Origin of the sequence: Streptomyces sp. NPDC001848 (assembly GCF_042891915.1) — a bacterium.
Classification (GTDB): Bacteria; Actinomycetota; Actinomycetes; order Streptomycetales; family Streptomycetaceae; genus Streptomyces.
The window spans coordinates 404036-428917 of sequence record NZ_JBIATP010000005.1; the positions used below are offsets into that span (position 1 = coordinate 404036).

At 71.4% G+C, this 24882-nt stretch carries 22 protein-coding genes; 13 read left to right on the plus strand and 9 right to left on the minus strand.

The window, feature by feature from the left end; all coding sequences use genetic code 11:
• Window positions 1–4: 4 nt before the first annotated feature.
• From ACFYZJ_RS13160 to ACFYZJ_RS13180, 5 genes are all read right to left on the minus strand, one after another.
• Window positions 5–685 carry a DUF4232 domain-containing protein gene (locus ACFYZJ_RS13160; protein ID WP_388566465.1) on the minus strand — a complete coding sequence of 227 codons (681 nt, stop codon included), beginning with the start codon at window positions 683–685 and terminating at the stop codon, window positions 5–7.
• Window positions 686–878: 193 nt separating this feature from the next.
• Window positions 879–1334 (minus strand): MaoC family dehydratase, encoded by a 456-nt coding sequence (locus ACFYZJ_RS13165; RefSeq protein WP_388566468.1) that lies wholly within the window; start codon window positions 1332–1334, stop codon window positions 879–881.
• A 15-nt stretch (window positions 1335–1349) separates the two neighbouring features.
• Complete coding sequence (menE, locus tag ACFYZJ_RS13170; protein WP_388566470.1) at window positions 1350–2855, minus strand: o-succinylbenzoate--CoA ligase; 1506 nt, start codon at window positions 2853–2855, stop codon at window positions 1350–1352.
• A gap of 12 nt (window positions 2856–2867) precedes the next feature.
• Window positions 2868–3743, minus strand: coding sequence for an amidohydrolase family protein (locus tag ACFYZJ_RS13175; protein ID WP_388566472.1), 876 nt, complete (start codon window positions 3741–3743; stop codon window positions 2868–2870).
• Window positions 3743–4660 (minus strand): SDR family NAD(P)-dependent oxidoreductase, encoded by a 918-nt coding sequence (locus ACFYZJ_RS13180; protein ID WP_388566475.1) that lies wholly within the window; start codon window positions 4658–4660, stop codon window positions 3743–3745. Before ACFYZJ_RS13180 ends, ACFYZJ_RS13175 begins: the two co-directional genes overlap by 1 nt.
• A 142-nt stretch (window positions 4661–4802) precedes the next feature.
• On the opposite strand from ACFYZJ_RS13180, the gene ACFYZJ_RS13185 reads away from it, so the two are divergent.
• From ACFYZJ_RS13185 to ACFYZJ_RS13195, 3 genes are all read left to right on the plus strand, one after another.
• Window positions 4803–5357, plus strand: coding sequence for a MarR family winged helix-turn-helix transcriptional regulator (locus tag ACFYZJ_RS13185; protein WP_388566478.1), 555 nt, complete (start codon window positions 4803–4805; stop codon window positions 5355–5357).
• 9 nt (window positions 5358–5366) lie between these two features.
• The gene (locus ACFYZJ_RS13190) at window positions 5367–6143 is read left to right on the plus strand and encodes an IclR family transcriptional regulator (RefSeq protein WP_388566481.1); all 777 of its coding nucleotides are present in this window, start codon (window positions 5367–5369) and stop codon (window positions 6141–6143) included.
• Between the two features lie 270 nt (window positions 6144–6413).
• The gene (locus tag ACFYZJ_RS13195; RefSeq protein WP_388566483.1) at window positions 6414–7817 is read left to right on the plus strand and encodes a glycoside hydrolase family 16 protein; all 1404 of its coding nucleotides are present in this window, start codon (window positions 6414–6416) and stop codon (window positions 7815–7817) included.
• A gap of 101 nt (window positions 7818–7918) precedes the next feature.
• Here the strand turns inward: ACFYZJ_RS13195 and ACFYZJ_RS13200 are convergent, their stop codons facing one another.
• Both ACFYZJ_RS13200 and ACFYZJ_RS13205 read right to left on the minus strand, forming a co-directional pair.
• Entirely contained in the window at window positions 7919–8113 is a 195-nt protein-coding gene (locus tag ACFYZJ_RS13200) for a DoxX family protein (RefSeq protein WP_388566485.1), read from the minus strand.
• Window positions 8114–8618: 505 nt separating this feature from the next.
• Entirely contained in the window at window positions 8619–9506 is an 888-nt protein-coding gene (locus ACFYZJ_RS13205) for a helix-turn-helix domain-containing protein (protein WP_388566488.1), read from the minus strand.
• A 146-nt stretch (window positions 9507–9652) separates the two neighbouring features.
• Between ACFYZJ_RS13205 and tkt the strand changes: the two genes are divergently transcribed.
• Genes tkt through ACFYZJ_RS13240 form a run of 7 tightly spaced genes read left to right on the plus strand, consistent with a single transcriptional unit; the run spans window position 9653 to window position 18572 of the window.
• Complete coding sequence (tkt, locus tag ACFYZJ_RS13210; RefSeq protein WP_388566491.1) at window positions 9653–11728, plus strand: transketolase; 2076 nt, start codon at window positions 9653–9655, stop codon at window positions 11726–11728.
• 19 nt (window positions 11729–11747) lie between these two features.
• Window positions 11748–12893 (plus strand): transaldolase, encoded by a 1146-nt coding sequence (gene tal / locus ACFYZJ_RS13215; protein ID WP_388566494.1) that lies wholly within the window; start codon window positions 11748–11750, stop codon window positions 12891–12893.
• Window positions 12890–14503 carry a glucose-6-phosphate dehydrogenase gene (gene zwf, locus ACFYZJ_RS13220; protein WP_388566497.1) on the plus strand — a complete coding sequence of 538 codons (1614 nt, stop codon included), beginning with the start codon at window positions 12890–12892 and terminating at the stop codon, window positions 14501–14503. The genes tal and zwf overlap by 4 nt, the downstream gene beginning before the upstream one ends.
• A complete protein-coding gene (gene opcA / locus ACFYZJ_RS13225) occupies window positions 14500–15438 on the plus strand; it encodes a glucose-6-phosphate dehydrogenase assembly protein OpcA (RefSeq protein ID WP_388566500.1) in 939 nt (312 codons plus the stop codon). Before zwf ends, opcA begins: the two co-directional genes overlap by 4 nt.
• Window positions 15431–17089, plus strand: a complete 1659-nt coding sequence (gene pgi / locus ACFYZJ_RS13230) for a glucose-6-phosphate isomerase (protein ID WP_388566503.1) — start codon at window positions 15431–15433, stop codon at window positions 17087–17089. Before opcA ends, pgi begins: the two co-directional genes overlap by 8 nt.
• Before the next feature lies 1 nt (window position 17090).
• Window positions 17091–17972 (plus strand): phosphogluconate dehydrogenase (NAD(+)-dependent, decarboxylating), encoded by an 882-nt coding sequence (gene gnd / locus ACFYZJ_RS13235; RefSeq protein WP_388566505.1) that lies wholly within the window; start codon window positions 17091–17093, stop codon window positions 17970–17972.
• Between the two features lie 6 nt (window positions 17973–17978).
• The gene (locus tag ACFYZJ_RS13240) at window positions 17979–18572 is read left to right on the plus strand and encodes a histidine phosphatase family protein (RefSeq protein ID WP_388566508.1); all 594 of its coding nucleotides are present in this window, start codon (window positions 17979–17981) and stop codon (window positions 18570–18572) included.
• Window positions 18573–18586: 14 nt separating this feature from the next.
• Here the strand turns inward: ACFYZJ_RS13240 and ACFYZJ_RS13245 are convergent, their stop codons facing one another.
• Complete coding sequence (locus tag ACFYZJ_RS13245) at window positions 18587–20377, minus strand: bifunctional sugar phosphate isomerase/epimerase/4-hydroxyphenylpyruvate dioxygenase family protein (RefSeq protein WP_388566511.1); 1791 nt, start codon at window positions 20375–20377, stop codon at window positions 18587–18589.
• 13 nt (window positions 20378–20390) lie between these two features.
• Window positions 20391–21266 (minus strand): shikimate dehydrogenase, encoded by an 876-nt coding sequence (locus ACFYZJ_RS13250; protein ID WP_388566514.1) that lies wholly within the window; start codon window positions 21264–21266, stop codon window positions 20391–20393.
• A 137-nt stretch (window positions 21267–21403) separates the two neighbouring features.
• On the opposite strand from ACFYZJ_RS13250, the gene ACFYZJ_RS13255 reads away from it, so the two are divergent.
• The 3 genes from ACFYZJ_RS13255 to ACFYZJ_RS13265 all read left to right on the plus strand — a co-directional run bounded on the left by ACFYZJ_RS13255 (window position 21404) and on the right by ACFYZJ_RS13265 (window position 24881).
• Window positions 21404–22069, plus strand: a complete 666-nt coding sequence (locus ACFYZJ_RS13255; protein WP_388566517.1) for a TetR/AcrR family transcriptional regulator — start codon at window positions 21404–21406, stop codon at window positions 22067–22069.
• A 169-nt stretch (window positions 22070–22238) separates the two neighbouring features.
• The gene (locus ACFYZJ_RS13260; RefSeq protein WP_388566520.1) at window positions 22239–23594 is read left to right on the plus strand and encodes an MFS transporter; all 1356 of its coding nucleotides are present in this window, start codon (window positions 22239–22241) and stop codon (window positions 23592–23594) included.
• Between the two features lie 435 nt (window positions 23595–24029).
• On the plus strand, window positions 24030–24881 hold the full coding sequence (locus tag ACFYZJ_RS13265; protein ID WP_388566522.1) for a glycosyltransferase: 852 nt from the start codon (window positions 24030–24032) through the stop codon (window positions 24879–24881).
• The last annotated feature ends 1 nt before the right edge of the window (window position 24882 follow it).

Consider the following 24882-nt stretch of genomic DNA (forward strand, 5'->3'; position numbering starts at 1 on the left):
GCGGCTACCGGGTGACGGGACCGACGGTCACGGACCGGTCGTCGGGACCGTCACCCTTGGCGGGCAGGTTCACCGTGAGCCGCAGGATGTGCGGGTGGATCTCCCGCGGCGGGGTGATCACCGCGCGGGTGAAGGTCACTCCCCTGCCGCCGCCGTAGTTCTGCGGCACGACCAGCACGAAGGTCGCGCTCCGGCCCGGGGCGAGGACCACGGTGTGCGGGGCCTCGGCGCTCCGCCGGGCACGGAGGTGTCCGTTTCCGCCGACCAGGTCCACGCCCGGGAAGCCGTGCAGGGAGCAGGCGGCGGGGCCGGAGTTCGTCAGTCGTACGGGAATGTTCGAATACGGGCCCTTGCCGTACGCGTCGCCCTTGGCGAACGTCAGGTGTGCGGTCCTGCAGGTGGCGGCGGCCCGCGCGGTGGTCCGGGGTCCCGTGGACGCCGTGGCCGAGCCGGGCGTGCCGCTCGTACCACCGGTCGCGGTGCCGGAGCCGGCCGTCGGCGAGGCACCGCTGCCCGCCGAACTCCCGCCGGAGCCCGGGGTGGGGTCCGACGAGGACGCCGTGGCGGACGGAGCGGCGCTCACCGTGCTGTGCTTGCCGTCGTCGCCGTTGCAGCCGGTGAGCGCGAGTCCCGCCGCGAGCACCACGGCGGCGGCCGACACCTTGTGGAATTGCTGCACGCGCATGAGCTGTCCCCCTGGTCCGGATGCGGGACCCGCCGCGCGGGCCCTGCATGCCAGTTAGACGGCGGAACGGGAGGCGAGGTTGCGGCGGGCCCGGGGAGGACTCCCGTGCGCATTGTCACCCGCCGCCGGGGGAACCCGGGTGGGGCTCCGGGCGTGCGCCCTGCGCCCCTGCCTCAGGCAGAACGCCCCCGCCTCAGGCGTAGAACCGCGACAGGCTCTGCAGCACGGCCGCCGGCTTCCCGCCGCCGTCGATCTCTATCGTGCCGTCGACGGTGATCTGCACCCCGCCCGGCACGTCCTCCAGCGAGGCGAGCTTCGCCACCAGCCGGATGCGGGAGCCGACCTTCACCGGAGCGGGGAAACGCACCTTGTTCAGGCCGTAGTTCACCTTCGTCGACACGCCCTCGACCTCGAGCAGCTCGGTGAACAGCGGGATGAAGAGGGAGAGGGTCAGATAGCCGTGCGCGATGGGCGCGCCGAACGGGCCCTCCTTGGCCTTCTCCGGGTCGATGTGGATCCACTGGTGGTCGCCGGTCGCGTCGGCGAACAGGTTGATCCGCTCCTGGGTGACCTCGATCCACTCGCTGGTGCCGAGGTCGCTGCCGGCCAGCTTCTTGAGTTCGTCGAGGCCGTTGACGGTGATGCTCATGTGTGGTCCTTGTGTCTAGGAGTCGGTGCCGTACCGGGAGCGGACCCGGGACTTCAGGAGCTTTCCGGAGGCGGTGCGCGGGAGGGCGTCCGCGATCACCACCGACTTGGGGATCTTGTACTTGGCGAGCCGCCCGGCGAGTGAGGCGATGACCTCGTCCGGGTCGAGCGTGGCGCCCTCGCGGGGGACGACGACCGCGCGCGGCACCTCGCCCCACTTGTCGTCGGGGACGCCGATGACGGCGCACTCGACGATGTCGGGGTGGGCGAGGAGCTGGTCCTCGATCTCGGCGGGGTAGATGTTCTCGCCCCCCGAGATGATCATGTCCTTGATGCGGTCGACGATGTAGACGTATCCGTCCTCGTCGACACGGGCCGCGTCCCCGCTGCGGAACCAGCCGTCGGCGAACACGGCCGCGGTCTCCTCCGGCAGGCCCCAGTAGCCGGGCATGACGTGCGGGCCGCGCACCACGACCTCGCCGGTCTCGCCGACGCCGACCGGGGTGAGGTCGGGGCGCACCACCCGTACGTCGCTGAAGAAGTGCGGCACACCGGCCGAGCCCGCCTTGCCGACCGCGTGCTCGGCGTCCAGGAAAAGGGTGCCGGGCGCGGCCTCGGTCATGCCGTAGCCCTGGAGGAAGGTGAGCCCGCGCTCCTGGTACCTCGCGATCAGCGGGGTCGGGACCGGGGAGCCGCCGCAGGTGAGGATGCGCAGACTGGACAGGTCGGCCCCGGCCCAGCGCGGATGCCGGGCCACCTGGTCGAACATGGTCGGCACCCCGAACATGAAGGTGATCCGGTGGCGTTCGATCAGGTCGAAGGTGGCGTCCGGGTCGAAGGACTCGACCAGGACGCAGGTGCCGCCCTTGAGCAGGACCGGCAGGGTGAGCATGTTCAGCCCGGCCGTGTGGAACAACGGGGCGGACACCAGGGCGCGTTCGTCGGCGATCAGGTCGTGGTCGACGAGGACGTTGAACGCGTTCCAGACCAGGTTGCCGTGGGTGAGCATGGCGCCCTTGGGGCGGCCCGTGGTCCCCGAGGTGTACATGATGATGCAGGTGTCGTCGAGGGGGACGGGCTGGTCGATCGGCTCGTCGCTCGCGGCGGCCAGCAACTCCTCGTACTCGCGGCCCACTTCGACGTAGGTGCGCACATCGGTGCTGCCCGGCAGGCCGGCGACGAGCGCGGCCAGCGAGGGCGCGTAGAGGAGGGCCTTGGCGCCCGAGTCGGCGAGCTGGTAGGCGATCTCCGGTCCGGCGAGGCGGATGTTGAGCGGGACGAAGACCGCGCCGAGGGTGCCCGCCGCGAACAGCGTCTCCAGATAGGCGGGATGGTTGGGTCCGAGGTAGGCGATCCGGTCGCCGCGGCGCACGCCCCGGGCGCGCAGGGCGTGCGCGAGCCGGGTGGTGCGTTCGTACAGCTCCGCGTACGTGACGCTGCGGTCGCCGTGGATCAGGGCGGTGCGGTGCGGGGTCTTGCGGGCCCGGCGTGCGGGCCATGACCCCAGTCCCTCGTTGCGCATCTCACGGCCCCTTTACGCTTTCGTCAGCCCGAGCAGGCGGGCGGCGTTCTCCTTGAGGATCTTCGGCCGGACCTCGTCCTTGATCGACAGCTGCTCGAAGTCGGCGAGCCAGCGGTCGGGGGTGAGGACGGGGAAGTCGGAGCCGAAGAGCACCTTGTCCTTGAGCAAGGTGTTGGCGTACTGGACGAGCTGCGGCGGAAAGTACTTCGGCGACCAGCCGGACAGGTCGATGTGGACGCCCGGCTTGTGCGTGGCGACGGCGAGGGCCTCGTCCTGCCAGGGGAAGGACGGGTGCGCCAGGATGATCTTCAGATGGGGGAAGTCGGCGGCCACGTCGTCCACGTGCAGCGGGTTGGAGTACTTCAGGCGGATCCCGCCCCCGCCGGGGACGCCCGCGCCGATGCCGGTCTGGCCGGTGTGGAAGAGCGCGATCGTCCCCGTCTCCTCGATGACCTCGTACAGGCCGTAGGCCACCGAGCGGTCGTTGGGGAAGAAGCCCTGGATGCTGGGGTGGAACTTGAAGCCCTTGACCCCGTACTCCTCGACCAGACGGCGGGCCTGCTTCACGCCCGCCTTGCCGCGGAAGGGGTCGATGGAGGCGAACGGGATCAGCACGTCCGGGTTGGCGGCGGCGGCCTCGGCGACCTCCTCGTTGGGGACGGGTCGGGTGCCGGTCGCGGACTCGGCGTCGACCGTGAAGATCACGGCGGCCATCTTCCGCTCGCGGTAGTACGCGGCCGTCTCCTGAAGCGTCGGCTTCCGCTTGCCCTCCACCTTGAAGTAGGCGGTGGACGCGTCGTGCAGGTCGTCGTCCAGGGAGGAGTGGCCCTTGGCGGAGACCTCCGCGTGGGTGTGGACGTCGATCGCGACGAGTTCGTTGAGGTCCATCACGCCTCCGGGAACTTCGGCGCGGGGATGCCGACGGTCTGCGGTTCGGCGCCGACCGAGGTGGTCCAGACGTCGGCGAGGGCGCCCGGGGACCAGCCGCCGTCGGCGTACGCCGCCCTGATCTCCTGCGGATGCGACCAGAGTGCCACCTTGTCGCCACCGATGCCGATGGCCTGGCCGGTCACACCGCGCGCGGCCTCGGAGGCGAGGAAGGGGACGAGGGCGGCGCAGTCCTCCGGGGTACCGAAGCCCTCGCCCTTGCGGAGGAAGTCGGGCAGCGGCTCCCCGTTCTTCATGGCCTCGATGTACGGGGCGAAGGCGGGGATGGTCTCGGTCATGGCGGTGGCGGCGACCGGCACGATCGCGTTGACGGTGATGTTCGCGCGGGCCAGCTCCATCGACCAGGTGCGGGCCATGGCGGCGATGCCGGCCTTGGCGGCGGCGTAGTTGGTCTGGCCGAAGTTGCCGCGCTGGCCGGCCGGGGAACCGACCAGGATCAGGGTGCCGCCCTCCCCCTGCTCGCGCATGCGGACGGCGGCGGCGCGGGCGCAGGTGAAGGTGCCGCGCAGATGCGTGGTGATCACCGCGTCGAAGTCGTCGTCGGTCATCTTCCAGAGCACCTTGTCGCGCAGGATGCCGGCGTTGGTGACCAGGATGTCGAGCCGGCCGAACTCCTCCACGGCACGGGCGACCAGCCGGTCGGCGGCCTCGCTGGTGCCGACCGCGACGACCTCGGCCACGGCCCTGCCGCCCGCCTCGGTGATGGACTTCACGGCCTGCTCGGCGACGGCCTCGTCGACGTCGTTCACGACCACGGCGGCGCCGTGGGCGGCCAGGGCGTGGGCGTAGGCCAGGCCGAGGCCACGGCCGCTTCCGGTGACGACGGCCACCTTGCCGGTGAGATCGATGCTGGGCACGAGCGGGTCCCTTCCAGACGGGTCGGCCACCGGGCGCGCTGCGGCAGGGGCGTCTGCGGCTCCGACGGCGTGCGGCTTCGAGATCGAAGCTAAGGACAATCATTGTTGTCGTCAATAGTTGTTGCCGACCGGTCCTTGCGGCATGCTGTGGGCAGCAGTCCGTACCGCCTCCGACCGCCTCTGCCCGGAGGCCCGGCCCAGGGAGCCCGTCATCACCGGCCAGCAGCACGCCCCCACCTCCGCCGACCCCATCGACGCCCGGGAGCCGTGGATGCGCGGGCTGCACGCGGACACCGGCTATCTGCTGTACCGGCTCGGGCTGCGCTCGGGTCAGCTGTTCAACGCCTTCCTCCAGGAGTCGGGCCTGCGGCTGCGCCACTACGCGCTGCTGCGCTTCCTCGCCGGCTCCGAGGGCGCCCTCCAGCGCGAGCTGAGCACCTCCCTCGGCTACGACCCGAGCGCGATCGTCGGTCTGGTCGACGACCTGGAGAAGCTCGGTTTCGCCGAACGCCGCCCCTCCCCCGACGACCGGCGCAGCCGTATCGTCGTGCTGACCGAGGCCGGCCGCGCCTTCCTGCGCGGAACCGACGAGGCGGGTTCGCGGGTCACCGACGAACTGCTCCGGCCGCTCGACGCCGACGAGCGGGAGGTCCTGCACGCACTGCTGCTCAGAGTCGCCGAGACCGGACTCGGGTGACCCGTTCCGATGACCGCCGACGCCCTGCCCCCGCAGACGGCACGCTCCGCGCCGGACCGGCTGCTCGCCGTACTCGCCGCCTTCGACCACGCGCATCCGGCGCTCTGCCTGACCGACATCAGCCGCCGGGCCGGCCTCACCCTCACCACCACGCACCGGCTGGTGGGCGCGCTGACCGAGTGGGGCGCGCTGGAGCGGGACGGGGACGGCGTTTACCACGTGGGCCTGAGGCTGTGGGAGATCGCGGCGCTCGCCCCGCGCGGGCTCCAGCTGCGGCAGGTCGCACTGCCGTACCTGGAGGACCTGTACGAGGCGACGCACGAGAACGTGCAGCTCGCCGTGCGCGACGGCGCGGAGGTCGTGTACATCGAGTGGCTCTCGGGGCGCTCCGCCGTCGGCGTGCACATCCGGGTCGGCGCCCGCTGGCCGCTGCACGCCACGGGGGTCGGGCTCGCGCTGCTGGCCCACAGCGACCTGGCGTTCCAGGAGGAGTACTGCTCGGGGCCGCTGGCCGCGTTCACCCCGTACACCCTCACGGATCCGGAACGGCTGCGCCGCGAACTGGCCGAGGTGCGGCGCTCGGGCGCTGCGGTGAGCAGCCGTCAGGTGACGGACGACGCCCTGTCGGTGGCGGCCCCGGTCCGCGACCGGGACGGCACCGTGACCGCGGCGGTGTCGGTCGTGGTCCCCCACGCGACGGCCCAGGTACCGGCCCTCGTCCCGGCGGTGCGGCTCGCGGCGCGGGGGATCTCACGAGCGCTGGGGTGGCAGCCGGAGGCACGGTGATCGTTCGCTCCCGGTGACGTGTCGCGGTCGAACCCGTCGGCGGCACCGGAAGGCGGGAGAGCTCCCCGGACGGACATCCCGGAAGTCTCCTCCCTTCACCACCTGAACTCCCCTGACCCGCGCGGACTTTCTCTGCTTCACCTCTTGACGGCCGGAGTGACGGAGAGCACATTGAGCGCGCAACCACCGCGTGAGAGCGCTCTCAAGAAGCCGCAGGCGCTCTCACCGGGCACCCGCGCGTCAACCCTCCGTACCCGAGAGGCACCCCCCATGAGCGATTCCTCCGGCATACCCAGAAGGCGCCGCCCCGTCAGGCGGGCGCTCCTCGCCGCCCTCGGCACGACCGTGCTCGCCGTGGTCGCCGCCACGGCCGCCGCACCGTCCGCGAACGCCTCCGCCCCCGCTCCCCCGTCGGGCTGGAGCCAGGTCTTCCTCGACGACTTCAACGGCCCGGCCGGCTCCGGCGTCAACACCTCCAACTGGCAGTACGACACCGGGACGTCGTACCCGGGCGGCGCCGCCAACTGGGGCACCGGCGAGGTCGAGACCATGACCTCCAGCACCAGCAACGTCTCGCTGGACGGCAACGGCAACCTGCTCATCACCCCGCGCCGCGACGCCTCCGGCCACTGGACCTCGGGCCGTATCGAGACGACCCGCACCGACTTCCAGCCCCCGGCCGGCGGCAAGCTGCGCGTCGAGGCCCGGCTGCAGATGCCGAACGTGACCGGCACCGCCGCCGAGGGCTACTGGCCCGCGTTCTGGATGCTGGGCGCGCCCTACCGCGGGAACTACCAGAACTGGCCGTCCGTCGGCGAGCTGGACATCATGGAGAACGTCCAGGGCCTGAACAAGACGTGGGCCACGATGCACTGCGGCACCAACCCGGGCGGCCCGTGCAACGAGACCAGCGGCATCGGCAACTCCACCGCGTGTCCGAACACCACCTGCCAGTCCGGCTTCCACACCTACTCCATGGAGTGGGACCGCTCGGTGAGCCCGGAGGCGATCCGCTTCTACGTCGACGGCGTCAACTACCAGACGGTCACCGCGGACCAGGTCGACGCGACGACCTGGGCCAACGCCACCAACCACGGGTTCTTCGTCATCCTGAACGTGGCGATGGGCGGCGGCTTCCCGGGCGCGTTCGGCGGCGGCCCGGACAACGACACGCAGCCCGACCACCCGATGGTGGTCGACTACGTCCAGGTCCTCCAGTCCTCGGGCGGTGGGAGCGGTACCACACCTCCGCCGTCGGGCAACCGCGACGCCTACAGCGCGATCCAGGCCGAGTCGTACGACAGCCAGTCCGGCGTGGCCACCGAGACCACCACGGACACCGGCGGCGGCCAGGACATCGGCTCGCTGGCCAACGGCGACTGGGCGCTGTACAAGGGGGTCGACTTCGGTTCCACGGCCGCGAAGCAGTTCTACGGCCGGGTCGCGAGCGGTGCGGCGAGTGGAGTGAGCGGCCTGGTGGAGGTACGGCTCGACAGCCGGAGCAGCGCACCGATCGGCAGCTTCGCGGTGGCCGACACCGGTGGCTGGCAGAGCTGGCGGACGGTCCCGGCCAACATCACTTCCGTGACCGGCACGCACGACGTCTATCTCACCTTCACCAGCGGTCAACCGAACGACTTCGTCAACGTGAACTGGTTCGACTTCGGGCACTGACCGCCACTCTCCCCCACGGGAAACGGGCCCCGCGCACGCGTGCGCGGGGTCCCTTTCCCATGCATGGAGCTCAGCGCGACGCCCGAGCTCGGCTGGGCACGTTACGCGTTCGCCGCGGCCTGGTCGGCGACAGCGACCGACTGCGGCTCCTGCCTGCCGGTGGACAGCAGCCGCTCGAGCGCCCACGGGCCGGGACCGAAAGCGGCGAGCAGCAGGAAGATCCAGGCATACAGGACAGACGGCTCACCGCTGTTCTCGATCGGCAGCAGACCGGTCGGCTGGTGCACCACGCTCACCGCGGCTGCCTCCCGGCTGCGCGTCGACGTCCTCAACACCGGTGACCGAGTCGAGTGCGAGGTCGACGGAACGAGCCGCACGCCGACGTTCGCCGTGGACTTCGCCTACCAGCCCCCTCGGCGCCTGCGCGACCTGCTGCCCACCGGGGCGCCGCACGGTGAACTCGACGGCGTCCTCCGTGTCGCCGGTGTCCGCCGGCAATCCATAAGTCTTCGTCGACGCCGCCGACCTCGGACTGCCCGAGCAGGAGGCCCTCTTCGCCGCCGACGCGGCGGTGCGGCAGCGGCTCACCGGCATCCGCCGCGCCGCGGCCCGCCTCGTGGGCCGGCCGGAGGGCGGCGTGTTCCCCAAGGTCGCCGCGGTCGGCCAGTACCGGTACCGACGCCTGGCGCACCGCGATCCGTACCCGGCTGGGCGGCCTGCGGTAGGTGCCGAACCCGCAGCCGTGGCCCCGGCGCCCTGACCGGCCGGGGCCACGGCTGCCACGTCGTGCCCGCGAGGTGTTCAGCGCAGCTCCGCCCGGAACGCCGCCGGCGTCGTGTCCGTGTGCTGGTGGAAGAACTTGGAGAAGTTCGCCGCGTCGGGGAAACCCACGGCGGCGCCGACGCGGCCTATCGGCAGGTCCGTGTGCGCCAGCAGGCGCTTGGCCTCGAGGATCACCCGCTTGTCGATGAAGCCCTTGGGGGTCTCGCCGGTGGCGGCACGGACGGCGCGGACCAGGGTGCGGCGGGAGTAGCCGAGGGCGTCGGCGTAGGCGCTGACGCTGTGGTTGGTCGCGAAGTCCTTCTCCACCGCGTCCCGGAACCGGGTGAAGGTGCTGTCGAGCTGGTCGCGGGCCGCCTCGGCGGAGCTGGTGGCGAGGTGCGCGAGGCGTACCAGGAACGCGGTCAGCGAGTGCCGCAGCACCTCGGTGTGCAGAGGGAGCGGCAGCGTGGTGGTGTCCTCGTACTCGCGCCCGAGCTGGGCGAGGGCCGCCCGGAGCGCGGCGAGCTGCGCCGGGTCGGGGTGCAGCAGCGGCGGCAGGTCGTAGCGGTACAGACCCGTGGCCTCCACCGTGGCGCGGGGGAGGAAGCCGGGTTGCATGGTGAGCACGGTGCCGCGGTACTCGCTCGCCCGGGAGAAGCGGTGGACCTGCCCGGGGCGGATCCACAGAAGGTCGCCGTCGGTCATCTCGTACTCGGCGAAATCCACCATGTGTGTCACGGGGCCGCCAGTGAAGAGCATCACCACATGGAAATCGATGCGGTGGACACGGTCCAGCGGCGCGTCCTCGTGCCAGGTGCGCCCGGGCCCCATCGGGCCCACCTGCATGCCGACGCCGCACACGCTCAGGTCGACCGGGAACGCGTATGTCCTGATCCCGTCGCCGTCTTGCAGGGTTCTGTCCGCCATGTCCTTCTCGTGCCGCCTCGGTACCACTGTCGATGTCCCACTTTCACCGAAGGCTGACACAGGCGCACCTTCCCCGGCAAAAGTCAGACTTTTAGGTTTGAACGCGTTCCACCAGCGATTCCGCATCCAGTGAGGACTACTTGAAGATGAGTGCGCAGAGCACCGACGGATTCGAATGGACCGAGCTCGACCGGCGGGCCGTCGACACCGCCCGCATCCTGGCGGCCGACGCCGTGCAAAAGGTCGGCAACGGCCACCCGGGCACCGCGATGAGCCTGGCCCCGGCCGCGTACACGATCTTTCACAAGGTGATGCGCCATGATCCGGCGGATCCCGAGTGGACGGGCCGTGACCGCTTCGTCCTCTCCCCCGGCCACACCTCGCTGACCCTCTACACGCAGCTCTTCCTGGCCGGCTACGAGCTGGAGCTGGACGACCTCAAGGCGTTCCGCACGCACGGCTCGAAGACGCCCGGTCACCCTGAGTACGGGCACACGGCCGGTGTCGAGACCACCACCGGCCCGCTCGGCCAGGGCGTCGCCAACGCGGTGGGCATGGCGATGGCCGCCCGCTACGAGCGCGGTCTGTTCGACCCGGACGCCCCCGCGGGCGAGTCCCCCTTCGACCACACGATCTGGGCGATCGTCTCCGACGGCGACCTGGAGGAGGGCGTCTCCGCCGAGGCCTCCTCGATGGCTGGCCACCAGAAGCTCGGCAACCTCGTCTTCCTGTACGACGACAACCACATCTCCATCGAGGGCGACACCGCGACCGCGTTCTCCGAGGACGTGCTGAAGCGCTACGAGGCCTACGGCTGGCACACGCAGCGCATCGAGCCCGCCGAGAACGGCGACGTCGACGTCCACGCGCTGTACGCGGCGCTGAAGGCGGCGCAGGCCGAGACCGAGCGCCCCTCGATCATCGCGATGCGCACGATCATCGCCTGGCCGGCCCCGAACGCGCAGAACACCGAGGCCGCCCACGGCTCGGCCCTGGGCGCGGACGAGGTCGCCGCCACCAAGCGCGTCCTCGGCTTCGACCCGGAGAAGTCCTTCGAGGTGGCCCCCGAGGTCCTCGCCCACACCCGTCAGGCCCTGGACCGGGGCGCCGAGGCGCACGCCGCCTGGGACAAGCGGATCGCCGAGTGGCGCGGTGCCCAGCCCGAGCGCGCGAAGCTGTTCGACCGTGTCGTGGCCGGTCAGCTCCCCGACGGCTGGGAGCAGGCGCTTCCGGAGTTCGAGGAGGGCGCGTCCGTCGCCACGCGTGCCGCCTCCGGCAAGGTGCTGCAGGCGCTCGGCGCGGTCTTTCCCGAGCTGTGGGGCGGCTCCGCCGACCTCGCCGGGTCGAACAACACGACCATCGACAAGACGTCGTCCTTCCTGCCGAAGGGCAACCCGCTGCCGGAGGCGAGCCCGTACGGCCGCACCATCCACTTCGGTATCCGCGAGTTCTCGATGGCCGCGGAGATGAACGGCATCGCCCTGCACGGCAACACCCGTGTCTACGGCGGCACGTTCCTGGTGTTCTCCGACTACATGCGCAACGCGGTCCGCATGTCCGCCCTGATGCAGCTGCCCGTCACGTACGTGTGGACGCACGACTCCATCGGCCTCGGTGAGGACGGCCCGACCCACCAGCCGGTCGAACACCTCGCTGCCCTGCGCGCGATCCCGGGCCTGAACATCGTGCGCCCGGCCGACGCCAACGAGACCGCGATCGCCTGGGCCGAGATCCTCAAGCGGCACTCCACCAACCCCGCCCCGCACGGGCTCGCGCTCACCCGCCAGGGCGTGCCGACGTACGCCCCGAACCCCGATGCGGCCAAGGGCGGTTACGTCCTGAAGGAGTCCTCCACCGGGACGCCGGACGTCATCCTGATCGCCACCGGTTCCGAGGTGCAGCTCGCCGTCGCCGCGCGGGAGCAGCTGGAGGCCGAGGGCGTGGGCACCCGGGTGGTGTCGATGCCGTCCGTGGAGTGGTTCGAGGAGCAGCCCGCCGAGTACCGCGAGCGCGTCCTCCCGCCGTCCGTGAAGGCCCGGGTGGCCGTCGAGGCCGGTATCGGCCTGACCTGGTACCGGTACGTCGGCGACAACGGCCGCATCGTGTCCCTGGAGCACTTCGGCGCCTCCGCCGACGCGGGGACCCTGTTCGCCGAGTTCGGCTTCACCCCCGAGAACGTGGCCGCCGCCGCCCGGGAATCCCTGGCCGCCGTCCGCGGTTGATCCGATCGCCAGAAGGAAGATGATCACAGTGACCGAAGCAACCGCAGCCGCGGAGCCCCTGAAGCGCCTGTCCGAGGCGGGCGTGTCGATCTGGCTGGACGACCTGTCCCGCAAGCGGATCGCGTCCGGCAACCTCGCGGAACTCATCGAGACCAAGCACGTGGTGGGCGTCACCACCAACCCGTCCATCTTCCAGGCCGCCATCGGCTCCGGAGAGGGCTACGAGGAGCAGCTGGCCGACCTGGCCGTGCGCGGTGTGACGGTCGAGGAGGCCGTCCGCATGATGACCACCGCCGACGTCCGCGCCGCCGCCGACATCCTGCGGCCCGTGTACGACGCGACGGACGGCCGGGACGGCCGGGTCTCCATCGAGGTCGACCCGCGCCTCGCCCACAACACGGCGGCGACCATCGCCGAGGCCAGGCAACTCGCCTGGCTGGTCGACCGACCCAACGTGATGATCAAGATCCCGGCGACCGAGGCGGGCCTGCCGGCCATCACCGAGGTCATCGGCCAGGGCATCAGCGTCAACGTGACGCTGATCTTCTCACTGGAGCGCTACCGCCAGGTCATGGACGCCTACCTCGCCGGTCTGGAGAAGGCCCGGGCGGCCGGTCTCGACCTGTCCGCCATCCACTCCGTCGCCTCCTTCTTCGTCTCCCGCGTCGACACCGAGATCGACAAGCGCCTGACGAAGCTCGGCACCGAGGAGGCCCTGGCTCTCACGGGCCGGGCCGCGCTCGCGAACGCACGGCTCGCGTACGAGGCTTACGAGAAGGCGTTCGCATCCGAGCGGTGGAGCGCGCTGGAGACCGCGGGCGCGAACAGGCAGCGCCCCCTGTGGGCCTCCACCGGCGTGAAGGACCCGGCGTACAAGGACACCCTGTACGTCGACGAACTGGTCGCGCCGGGCACGGTCAACACCATGCCGGAGGCCACTCTGGACGCCACCGCCGACCACGGCGACATCCACGGCGACACGGTGACGGGTGGCTACGAGCAGGCCCGCGCCGACCTCGCCGCCGTGGAGCGGCTCGGGATCTCCTACGACGAGGTCGTGCAGCAGCTCGAGGACGAGGGCGTCGCGAAGTTCGAGACGGCCTGGCAGGACCTGCTGGACGCCGTGACGAAGTCCCTGGACAGCAAGGGAGTTGACGCGGAATGAGCGACGAGACCATGGCACAGGGCGCGGCTCCGGCGGAGAGCACGCTGGTGCTCGAAGCCGCCCTCACCCCACCGGACAGCGGTTCGCCCGCCTGGGACAACCCGCTGCGCGACCCCCGGGACCGCCGTCTGCCCCGTATCGCAGGCCCTTCCGGCCTGGTCATCTTCGGTGTCACCGGTGACCTTTCCCGCAAGAAGCTGATGCCGGCGGTCTACGACCTGGCCAACCGCGGTCTGCTGCCGCCGGGCTTCTCCCTCGTCGGGTTCGCCCGGCGCGACTGGGCCGACCAGGACTTCGCGCAGGTGGTGCACGACGCGGTGCGCGAGCACGCCCGTACGCCCTTCCGCGAGGAGGTGTGGCAGCAGCTCGCCGAGGGCATGCGGTTCATCCCGGGTGACTTCGACGACGACACCGCGTTCAAGCAGCTGAAGTCCGCGGTCGACGAGTTGGACGCCTCCCGGGGCACCAGCGGCAACTACGCGTTCTATCTGTCGGTGCCGCCGAAGTTCTTCCCGAAGGTCGTCCAGCAGCTGAAGAAGCACGGCCTCGCCGACGCTCCGGAGGGTTCCTGGCGGCGCGCGGTCATCGAGAAGCCGTTCGGCCACGACCTGGCGAGCGCGCGCGAGCTGAACCGGATCGTGCACGAGGTGTTCGAGCCGGACCAGGTGTTCCGCATCGACCACTACCTGGGCAAGGAGACCGTCCAGAACATCCTGGCGCTGCGGTTCGCCAACCAGATGTACGAGCCGATCTGGAACCGGTCCTTCGTGGACCACGTGCAGATCACCATGGCCGAGGACATCGGCATCGGCGGCCGCGCCGGCTACTACGACGGCATCGGAGCCGCCCGGGACGTCATCCAGAACCACCTGCTCCAGCTGATGGCCCTGACGGCCATGGAGGAGCCCATCGCTTTCGACGCCGCGTCGCTGGTCACCGAGAAGATGAAGGTCCTGAAGTCGGTGAAGCTGCCCGAGGACCTCGGGGCGCACACCGTGCGGGGCCAGTACGCGGCGGCCTGGCAGGGCGGCGAGAAGGTGCGCGGATACCTCCAGGAGGAGGGCATCGACCCGGCGTCCACCACGGACACCTACGCGGCGATCAAGCTGGAGGTCGACAACCGCCGCTGGGCGGGCGTGCCGTTCTACCTCAGGACGGGCAAGCGCCTGGGCCGCCGGGTGACGGAGATCGCGGTCGTCTTCCAGCGGGCGCCCCACTCCCCCTTCGACACCACGGCCACGGAGGAACTGGGCCAGAACGCGATCGTCATCCGGGTGCAGCCCGATGAGGGGATGACCGTCCGCTTCGGTTCGAAGGTGCCGGGTACGTCGATGGAGATCCGGGACGTCACGATGGACTTCGCCTACGGCGAGTCGTTCACCGAGTCCAGCCCGGAGGCGTACGAACGGCTGATCCTGGACGTACTCCTCGGCGACGCCAACCTCTTCCCCCGTACGGAGGAAGTGGAGGAGTCCTGGAGGATCCTCGACCCGATCGAGGAGTACTGGGCGACGCACGGCAAGCCCGCGCAGTACGCCTCGGGCAGCTGGGGTCCCGAGGAAGCCGACGAGATGCTCGCACGAGACGGACGGAGCTGGCGCAGGCCATGAAGATCGACCTGACCGACACCACGGCAAGCAAGATCAACAAGGCGCTGGTGCAGGGCCGCCGCGCCCTCGGCACCCCCGCCGTGGGCATGGTCCTGACCATGGTCATCGTGACCGACGAGGAGAACGCCTACGACTCGATGAAGGCGGCCGAGGACGCCTCGCACGAGCACCCCTCGCGGACCCTGGTGGTCATCAAGCGGCACGCCCGCACCCCGCGCGACCGCACCCGGTCGCACCTGGACGCCGAGGTCCGGGTGGGTGCCGACGCCGGCACCGGCGAGACGGTCGTGCTGCGGATGTACGGCGAGGTGTCCGACCACGCCGACTCGGTGGTCCTGCCGCTGCTGCTGCCCGACGCGCCCGTCGTCGTGTGGTGGCCGGTGGACGCGCCGGACAACCCGGCCAAGGACCCGCTGGGCGCCCTCGCGCAGCGCCGCATCACCGACCTGTACGCCGTCGAGGACCCGCAGCGGGTGCTGCGCGCCCGGGTCGCCTCCTACGCGCCGGGCGACACCGACCTGGCCTGGACCCGGCTGACGCCGTGGCGGTCGATGCTGGCCGCCGCGCTCGACCAGGCCCGCACCAAGGTGACCTCCGCGGCGGTGGAGGCCGAGGCGGAGAACCCGGCCGCCGAGCTGCTGGCCCGCTGGCTGGAAGCCCGTCTGAAGGTGTCCGTCGACCGGGTCGTCACCGCGGGACCGGTCGTCACGGCCGTCCGGCTGGGCACCGACAAGGGCGAGATCGTCATCGACCGCCCCGAAGGCCCGCTGGCCACACTCACCCTGCCCGGCCAGCCCTCGCGCACCCTGGCGCTGAAGGTGCGCCCGACCTCCGAACTGATCGCCGAGGAGCTGCGCCGCCTCGACGCGGACGAGATGTACGCCATCGCCCTGCGCGGCGGCGACGGTGCCAAGGAAGGTGCCGCCCATGTCTGACAGCCCGAGGCTCACCCGGCGGCCCGAGTGGGCCGAACTGGAGGACCACCGTGCCCAGTGGCACGCACACCTGCGGGACCTGTTCGACCAGGACCCCGGGCGTGCGGAGCGCTACGTCGTACGCGTCGGTGATCTGCGCATCGACTACTCCAAGCACCTGATCACCGACGAGACCCTGGCCCTGCTCCAGGAACTGGCCACCGCCACCGACGTGTTCGGCCTCCGGGACGCCATGTTCCGCGGCGAGAAGATCAACACCACCGAACAGCGGGCCGTGCTGCACACCGCGCTGCGCGCGCCCCGGGACGCGGTGATCGAGGTCGACGGCGAGAACGTGGTGCCCAAGGTGCACACGGTGCTCGACAAGATGACCGACTTCGCGGACCGGGTCCGGTCGGGCGAGTGGACCGGGTACACCGGCAAGCGGATCAGGAACATCGTCAACATCGGCATCGGCGGCTCCGACCTGGGCCCCGCGATGGCGTACGAGGCGCTGCGCGCGTACACGGCACGCGAGTTGACGTTCCGGTTCGTGTCGAACGTGGACGGTGCCGACCTGCACGAGGCGGTGCGGGACCTGGACCCGGCGGAGACGCTGTTCATCGTCGCGTCGAAGACGTTCACCACGATCGAGACGATCACGAACGCCACCTCGGCCCGGTCCTGGCTGCTCGCGGCCTTCGAGGGCGACGAAAAGGCGGTCGCCAAGCACTTCGTCGCCCTGTCGACGAACGCCGGGAAGGTCACCGAGTTCGGCATCGACCCGGACAACATGTTCGAGTTCTGGGACTGGGTCGGCGGCCGCTACTCGTACGACTCGGCCATCGGACTGTCGCTGATGATCGCGATCGGTCCCGAGCGGTTCCGGGAGATGCTGGACGGCTTCCGCATCGTCGACGAGCACTTCCGCAACACACCCGCCGAGGCCAACGCGCCCTTGATTCTGGGCCTGTTGGGAATCTGGTACGGCAACTTCTTCGACGCCCAGTCGCACGCGGTGCTGCCGTACTCGCACTACCTGTCGAAGTTCACCGCCTACCTCCAGCAGCTGGACATGGAGTCCAACGGCAAGTCGGTGGACCGCGACGGGCACCCGGTGCAGTGGCAGACCGGCCCGGTGGTGTGGGGCACCCCGGGCACCAACGGCCAGCACGCCTACTACCAGCTGATCCACCAGGGCACCAAGCTGATCCCGGCCGACCTGATCGGCTTCGCGAAGCCGGTCGCCGAGCTGGGCGACGAGCTCAAGGCACAGCACGACCTGCTGATGGCGAACCTGTTCGCGCAGGGCCAGGCGCTCGCCTTCGGCAAGACGGAGCAGGAGGTGCGCGCGGAGGGCGTGCCGGAGGAGCAGGTTGCGCACCGCACCTTCAAGGGCAACCACCCCACCACCACGATCCTGGCCACCGAGCTGAACCCGTCGGTCCTCGGCCAGCTGATCGCCCTCTACGAGCACAAGGTCTTTGTCCAGGGCGCGATCTGGAACATCGACTCCTTCGACCAGTGGGGCGTCGAGCTGGGCAAGGTGCTCGCCAAGCGCGTCGAGCCCGCCCTGACTCGGGGTGCCGACGTCCCCGGTCTGGACCCGTCCACCGCCGCCCTCGTGGCCGCGTACCGCACGCTCAAGAACGATCCGGAAGAAGTGAACTGACATGCAGCTCGGACTCATCGGTCTCGGCAAGATGGGCGGCAACATGCGCGAGCGGATCCGCCGCGCGGGCCACACCGTCGTCGGCTACGACCGCAACCCTGAAGTCTCGGACGTCAAGAGCCTGGGCGAACTCGTCGAGAAGCTCGAAGCGCCGCGCGTGGTGTGGGTGATGGTCCCGGCCGGCGCGCCCACCCAGTCCGTCATCGACGAACTCGCCGCCCTGCTCTCCCCCGGCGACATCGTGGTGGACGGCGGCAACTCCCGCTGGACGGACGACGAGAAGCACGCCACCGAGCTCGGCATCAAGGGCATCGGCTTCATCGACGCGGGCGTCTCCGGCGGAGTGTGGGGCCTGCAGAACGGCTACGCGCTGATGGTCGGCGGCGACAAGGAGCACGTCGATCGACTCCAGCCGATCTTCGACGCGCTCAAGCCCGAGGGGCCCTACGGTTACGTCCACGCGGGCCGGGTCGGCGCCGGGCACTTCTCCAAGATGGTCCACAACGGCATCGAGTACGCCATGATGCAGGCCTACGCCGAGGGCTGGGAGCTGCTGGAGAAGATCAAGTCCGTGGAGAACGTCCGCGAGGTCTTCCGCTCCTGGCAGGAGGGCACCGTCATCCGCTCCTGGCTGCTCGACCTCGCGGTCAACGCCCTGGACGAGGACGAGCACCTGGACAAGCTGCGCGGCTACGCCGAGGACTCCGGCGAAGGACGCTGGACCGTCGAGGCCGCCATCGACAACGCCGTCCCGCTCCCGGCGATCACGGCGTCCCTCTTCGCCCGGTTCGCCTCGCGGCAGGACGACTCCCCCCAGATGAAGATGATCGCGGCGCTGCGCAACCAGTTCGGCGGCCACGCGGTCGAGTCCGCGAAGGAGTAACGAGCCGTGGGCGACCTCCTGCTGGTCCGCCACGGCGAAACCGAGTGGAGCGTTTCGGGACAGCACACCAGCTTCACCGACCTCCCGCTCACCCAGCGGGGCGAGGAACAGGCCAAGTCCCTCGCCCCGCTGCTCGCCGGACGCACCTTCGCGCGCATCCTCACCAGCCCCCTCGGCCGCGCCATACGCACCGCCGAACTCGCCGGACTCTCCGGCGCCGTCCCCGACCCGGACCTGCACGAGTGGGACTACGGCGGGTACGAGGGCATCACCACCCGCGAGATACACCGCACCGACCCCGACTGGTGCCTGTGGACCCAGGGGGTTCCGGCGGGCCCGCCCGAGCACCCGGGCGAGTCGCCCGACGAGGTGGCGGCGCGTGCCGACCGGGTACTGGCCCGCATCGCGCCCGCCCTCGCCGAGGGCGATGTGATCCTCGTGGCCCACGGTCATTTCCTGCGCGTCCTCACCGCTCGCCGGCTCGGCCTCTCGGCCGCCGAGGGGCGCCTGTTCCAGCTCGGGACGGGCACGGTCAGCCGACTGTCCACCGAGCACGGCTGGCCCGTGATCTCGGAGTGGAACAAGACCTCGCCCCTGTAGGCCGTACGGCCCGATCAGCGCACCGGTCGGCTCGCGTGCTGCGCCGCCAGCCGCACCGGTGCGTTCCGGGCGCCGTAGCCCCGGTATCCGCCGTCCCGCTGGACCAGTTCGAAGAAGACGCGCCCTACGGTGTGCGTGTAGCAGTGCAGGAAGGCGCCGTCCGGATCGCGGTCGTAGAGGATGCCGAGGTCGCGGTACGTCTCCAACTCGCCGTCCGCGAACTCGTACTGGGCGGCCAGGTCGTCGTAGTAGTTCGCGGGCACCTGAAGGAGCCGGCCGCCCGCCTCGCGGAAGCGGCGGGCCGCCGCGACCACGTCCCCCGTGGCGAGCGCGATGTGCTGGGCGCGGGTGCCGTCGTCGGTCGGGGCGGGACCGATGCTCAGGGCGATGCGTACGCTGCCGTCGGCGTTGGTGACCGCGCGGCTGCGGTGCAGTCCGTGGGGGTCGGCGACGTCGACGCTTTCCTGGGCGTGCAGCCCGAGCACGCTGCGGTGGAAGAGGGCCGCCTCGTCGAACTGGTGCCACGGCTGGGTGAGCGCGAGGTGGTCGACGCGGTCGACGCCGGAGGCCGGGGCCTCGTGCGGGACGTCCTCGAAGTCGCCCCGCCAGTCGGGCAGTTCGGGGCGGCCGGTGGCGCAGAAGAACAGTTCCGTGCCGTCGGGCGCGGACACCGCCTCCAGTGGCGCGTCCTGCGGGGCGCGGCGGCGCGGCAGCACCGGGGCGAGCAGTGCCTCGGCGCGCCGGGCGGCTGCTTCCGGGTCCGGGGACTCCAGGCCGATGGCGGCGAGGGCGGTGCCGTCGCGGCGCGCGGCCGGGCCGGTGTTGACGAGGACGCGGGCCGCGCCCTGCTCCCACAGGTCCACGGGTTTCGTCCGGTGCCGGGCCGTGCGGGCGAAGCCGAGCGCGCCGAGGACCGCGGAGACCGGGTCGACGTCCGGGGTGACGAGTTCCGCGAAGGCGACACCGGTCGGCACCACCGGCGGGGGCGGGGCCGCGAGGCCGGTCGCCTCCTGGAGGACGAGCAGCGAGCGGCGGGCGTCCACGGCGGTGGGTGCGGCCTCGGCCTGGCGGAAGACGTCGTTGAAGACCTCCAGGGACAGCGGGCCGGTGTAGCCGGCGCGTGTCACATGGGTGAGGAGCCCGGCGAGGTCGAAGCCGCCCTGGCCGGGGAAGCAGCGGTAGTGGCGGCTCCACTGCAGGACGTCCATCGCCATCAGCGGGGCGTCGGCCAGTTGCAGGAAGAAGATCTTCTCGCCGGGGATGTCCTCGATGCCTTTCGGGTCGCTGCCCCGGGCGAGGATGTGGAAGCTGTCCAGGCAGACGCCGAGCGCCGGGTGGTCCGCGGCCTCGACGACGCGCCAGGCGTGGTCGTACGTGCTCACGTGCCGGCCCCAGGCCAGTGCCTCGTAGGCGACGCGGATCCCGAACTCCTGGGCGAGGTCGGCGAGTCGGCGCAGGTGCCAGGCGGCGAGCGCGTCGTCGTCCTCGGCGTGCGGGGAGACGCTGGAGCAGACCAGGACCGTGTCCGCGCCGAGCCGGTTCATCAGCTCGAACTTGTGCCGTGCCCGGCGCAGATTGTGTTGGAACTCCTCCGCCGGCACGGCCTCGATGTCGCGCATCGGCTGGTAGAGGTCGATGCTCAGGCCGAGGTCGGCGCAGCGGGCCCGGATCTCCTCGGGGCTCAGCGGGCTGGCGAGCAGGTCGTTCTCGAAGATCTCGATCCCGTCGAACCCGGCGCGGGCCGCGGCGGTGAGCTTCTCGGTCAGGGAGCCGCCGATCGAGACGGTGGCGATGGAGGTACGCACCAGGATTCCTTCCCTACGGACGGGCGGCCGTGGCCCCGGCCAGTTCGGTGATGTCCGCGAGCATCCGCGTGCTGTCCGGTTCCCGGCCGGTGAACAGGCGGAACGCGTCGGCGGCCTGGAAGACGGCCATGCCGCCGCCGTCGAGCGTGGCGCAGCCGAGCGCGCGGGCGGTGCGCAGCAGTTCGGTCTCCAGCGGGCGGTAGACCACCTCGGCGACCCACAGCCCGGGGTGCAGCAGCTCCGCCGGGAGCGGCAGCCCCGGGTGGGCGGCCATGCCGGTCGGGGTCGCGTGCACGAGGCCGTCTGCGCCCGTCAGAACCGTCGGCAACGCTTCGAGGCCGCAGGACGCGGCGCGCTCGGCGCCGAAGTGCCGGCCGAGGGAGGCGGCGAGGTCCGCGGCGCGCTCGGGCAGGGCGTCGACGACGGTGACGTGACCGGCGCCGAGTGTCAGCAGGGCGTGCGCGACGGCCGCGCCCGCGCCGCCCGCGCCGAGTTGCACCACGCGGTCCAGCGGGGCGTCGGGCAGGCCGCGGGCGAAGGAGGCGGCGAAGCCGGTGACGTCCGTGTTGTGGCCGACGGCCCGGCCGTCGTCGAAGACGACGGTGTTCACGGCGCCGAGCGCCTCGGCCTGCGGGGCGAGGGCGTCGAGGTGCGGGATGACGAGTTGCTTGCACGGGTGGGTGATGTTGAGCCCGTCGTAGCCCAGGTCGCGGGCGGCCCGCACCAGATCGCCCACGGCCTCCGGGCCGGCTCCGAGTCGGTCCAGGTCGATCAGCCGGTACAGGTAGCGCAGGCCCTGCCGGTCGGCCTCCCGTTCGTGCAGGGCGGGACTGAGCGAGGGACCGATGCCCGAACCGATGAGACCGACGAGATACGAGTCCTGGGGCACGACGGAGCCTTCCGAGCAATGTACGAACTAGTACGTTAGTCATAGCAGCAGTTCCGGGAGCGGGGGAAGACCCTCCGGGCAGGCGGCACGCACGGCCTTCTAGAATCGCGGGCACCAACCCGGCCCGGAGGAACCCGATGACCAGCGTCGACGAACCGGCACGACCAGGCGGCCGCATCCGCGACGCCGCCCGCACGAAGGCCGAGATCCTCGACGTGGCCACCCAGGAGTTCGCTCGCGCCGGGTACGACGGGGCCCGGGTCGACGAGATCGCCGCCCGCACCCGCACCACCAAGCGGATGATCTACTACTACTTCGGCGGCAAGGAGCAGCTGTTCACGGCCGTGCTGGAGCGGGCGTACGGGGTGATCCGCCAGGCCGAACAGCAGCTGGACGTCGAGCACCTGGACCCGGTCGCGGCCATCCGCCGGCTCGCCGAGGTCACCTTCGACCACCATGAACAGCACCCCGACTTCATCCGCCTGGTCAGCATCGAGAACATCCACGGAGCCGAGCACATCGCCGCCTCCGCGGAGCTGGGCACGATCGGTTCGCCGGCTCTTGAGGTCACCGGCCGCATCCTCGAGGCCGGCCGCACGTCGGGGCTGTTCACGGCCGATGTCGACGCCGTCGACCTGCACGCGCTGATCAGCTCGTTCTGCTTCTTCCGGGTCGCCAACCGGCACACCTTCGGCGCCCTGTTCGGCCGGGACCTGGTCGCCGCCGACCAGCGCGAGCACTACCGCCGGATGCTCGGGGACATGGTGATCGCGTATCTGACGGCGGACCGCACGGAGGACTGACCGTCCCGCGGACGGTACGGCGGCACCTCTTGACACCGGGGAAACACGGGCGCAACATCCCACCCACCGCTACTAACTACCCAGTGGGTTAATTAGCCGAATCCGGCGCCTCTCCCCATCCGCTCACTCCGCCGTTCGTCCACGGTGGAGTCCCCCGAAGGAGCCCGTCGTGTCCGTCCCCGCCCAGCCCGACGACGCCGCCCCGCCCGGCCAGCCACGGAAGGCCGCGACGGCCGCCTGGATCGGCAGCGCCCTGGAGTACTACGACTTCTTCGTCTACGGCAGCGCGGCCGCGCTGATCTTCCCGAAGGTCTTCTTCGACGCCTCCGATCCGGCCACCGCGGCCCTGCTGTCGCTCGCCACCTTCGGTGTCGCGTACGCCGCCCGCCCGATCGGCGCCCTGTTCCTCGGCCACTTCGGCGACCGGGTCGGCCGCAAGAAGATCATGGTGTTCACGCTGGTCCTGATGGGCCTGTCCACGTTCCTCATCGGCTGTCTGCCCACGCGCGCCGAGGCCGGCACCCTGGCCCCCGTCCTGCTGGTGCTGTGCCGCGTCCTGCAGGGAATCTCGGCGGCCGGCGAGCAGGCGAGCGCCAGTTCCATGAGCCTGGAGCACGCGCCCCCGCACCGGCGCGGCTTCTTCACCAGTTTCACGCTCAGCGGCACCCAGGGCGGCCAGCTCATCGCCACGCTCGTCTTCCTGCCGGTCGCCGCGCTGCCCGAGGACCAGCTGCTGTCCTGGGGCTGGCGCATCCCGTTCTGGCTGAGCGTCGCGGTCGCCGTCGTCGGCTACGTCATCCGGCGGCGGCTCGAGGAGACCCCGGCCTTCGCCCGGCAGGCGGGCGGCGAGGGCGTCGCCCGCCTGCCGCTGGCCGTACTGCTGCGCGAGCACTGGGCGGACGTGCTGCGGGTCGTCGCGGGCGCCCTCATCGCCTCGGTCAGCACCATCTTCACGGTCTGGGCACTGGCGTACGCGACCAGCGACACGGTGGGCATGTCCCGCTCGTCCATGCTGTGGGTGGGCGCGCTCGCCAACCTCGCCGCCCTGGCCGCGATCCCGCTGTGGGCGGCACTCTCCGACCGTATCGGCCGCCGCCCGGTGTACCTGATCGGTGCCGTCGGCAGCGCGGTGACGATGTTCCTGTACCTGTGGGCGATCTCGACCGGCTCCTACCCCCTCACCCTGCTGCTGGGCATCGTCGCCTTCGGCGTCGCCTACAGCGCCGCGAACGGCGTGTGGCCTTCCTTCTACGGTGAGATGTTCTCCACCCGGGTCCGCATGTCGGGCATGGCGATCGGGACCCAGATCGGCTTCGCGGTCGCCGGGTTCGCGGTGACGTTCGCCGCCGAGATCGCCGGGCCCGACGGCACCGACTGGTCGTCGGTGGCCCTGTTCACCGCGGCCCTGTGCGTGCCGCCGGTCGTCGCCGCGCTCACCGCCCGGGAGACGCACAAGGTGCCGACGGAACGGCTCGGCGTGCGCCCTGCGGGCGAGGCAGCCGACCGGGAGACGGTCACGGCCTGAGCCCCGCTCGAGGTCACGGCCCGAGCCCGCTCCTACGGGTCTCCGACCGCGCCCGGCGGTTCGGGGACCCGGGTGCTCCGCCTCGCGGCTCCCCGGCGAACGCCCGCGCACGCACCGCACCCCCGCGCCCACCCCGCCCCGGGCCGCACACCGTGCGCCCGCCGTCCGAGTGGCCCGCACCGCATGTCACCCGGCTGTGGTCCGTGCGTCATAGGGCCTGTTGCGAAAGTCCGGTCGTCCGCCCGGAGGGCGGGCCCCGCGGCGTCTGGTGCGTGCGATCGCAAGGCGCCGGAGCGCCCTCGATGGGGGTCCCCCCTCGACCGAAGCCGAGAGCTTGGGGGAGGAGCCACGTGGGCGATTCGGCAACGCGGCGAGCGTGCGTGCCGGACGCCGCGGGGCAGGCGGGACTTTCGCAAAAGGCCCTAGCCTTGCGGCATGCCGCATGATCCGTCCCGTCGTCCCGTACGTGCCCTCACCCTGGCCGCCTCCCTCCTCGTCGCCCGGGTCCGCTCGTCGGAGCCGTCGCAGGCACCCGTGCCGGCACCGGCCGGACGACCGATCCGGCCGGTGCCCGGGCGTGTGCTGCATCTGGTCACCGGCGGGCTGCCGCACCAGCGCACGGGCTACGCCTTGCGCACCCAGGCGCTCGCCCGGGCGCAGTGGGAGGCGGGGCTCGATCCGCACGTGGTGACGCGCATCGGATTCCCGGTCACCCACGGTGTGTTCGACGCACGGTCGCTGGATCTGCTGGACGGAGTGCCCCAGCACCGGCTCCTGCCCCGGTGGCTGCCCCACGGCGGCGGACCGCTCCTCGCACGCAACGCCGAACTGGCCGCGCGGCTCGTCGAACGGCTGCGGCCCTCGGTGCTGCACGCGGCCGGCGACCACGGAAACGGCCGCGTGGCGCTCGCCCTGCGCGAGACGTACGGGCTGCCCGTGGTCTACGAGGTGCGCACCCTCCCGGCGGAGCCCTGGCCGGCGCGGCCCCCCGGGCGTTCGGGCGCCGCCGAGCCGTGCCCTGTCCTGCACCCGTCGGAGACGTACTGCCTGCGCGAGGCGGATGCCGTGCTGGCACCGAACGAGGCGGTGAAGACCGAGATCGTCGCGCGCGGGGTGCCCGGGGAGCGGGTGTCGGTCGTCCCGGACGTCGTCGATCCCGTCCTCCTTCAGCCCCCACCCGACGGCAACGCGCTGCGCGCATGGTTCGGCGTCGTCGCCCGTGACCGCACCTGGTCGCAGCTCGCCGCCACGACCCGCGCGACGTACCAGGCACTCGGGTGCCTGTGAG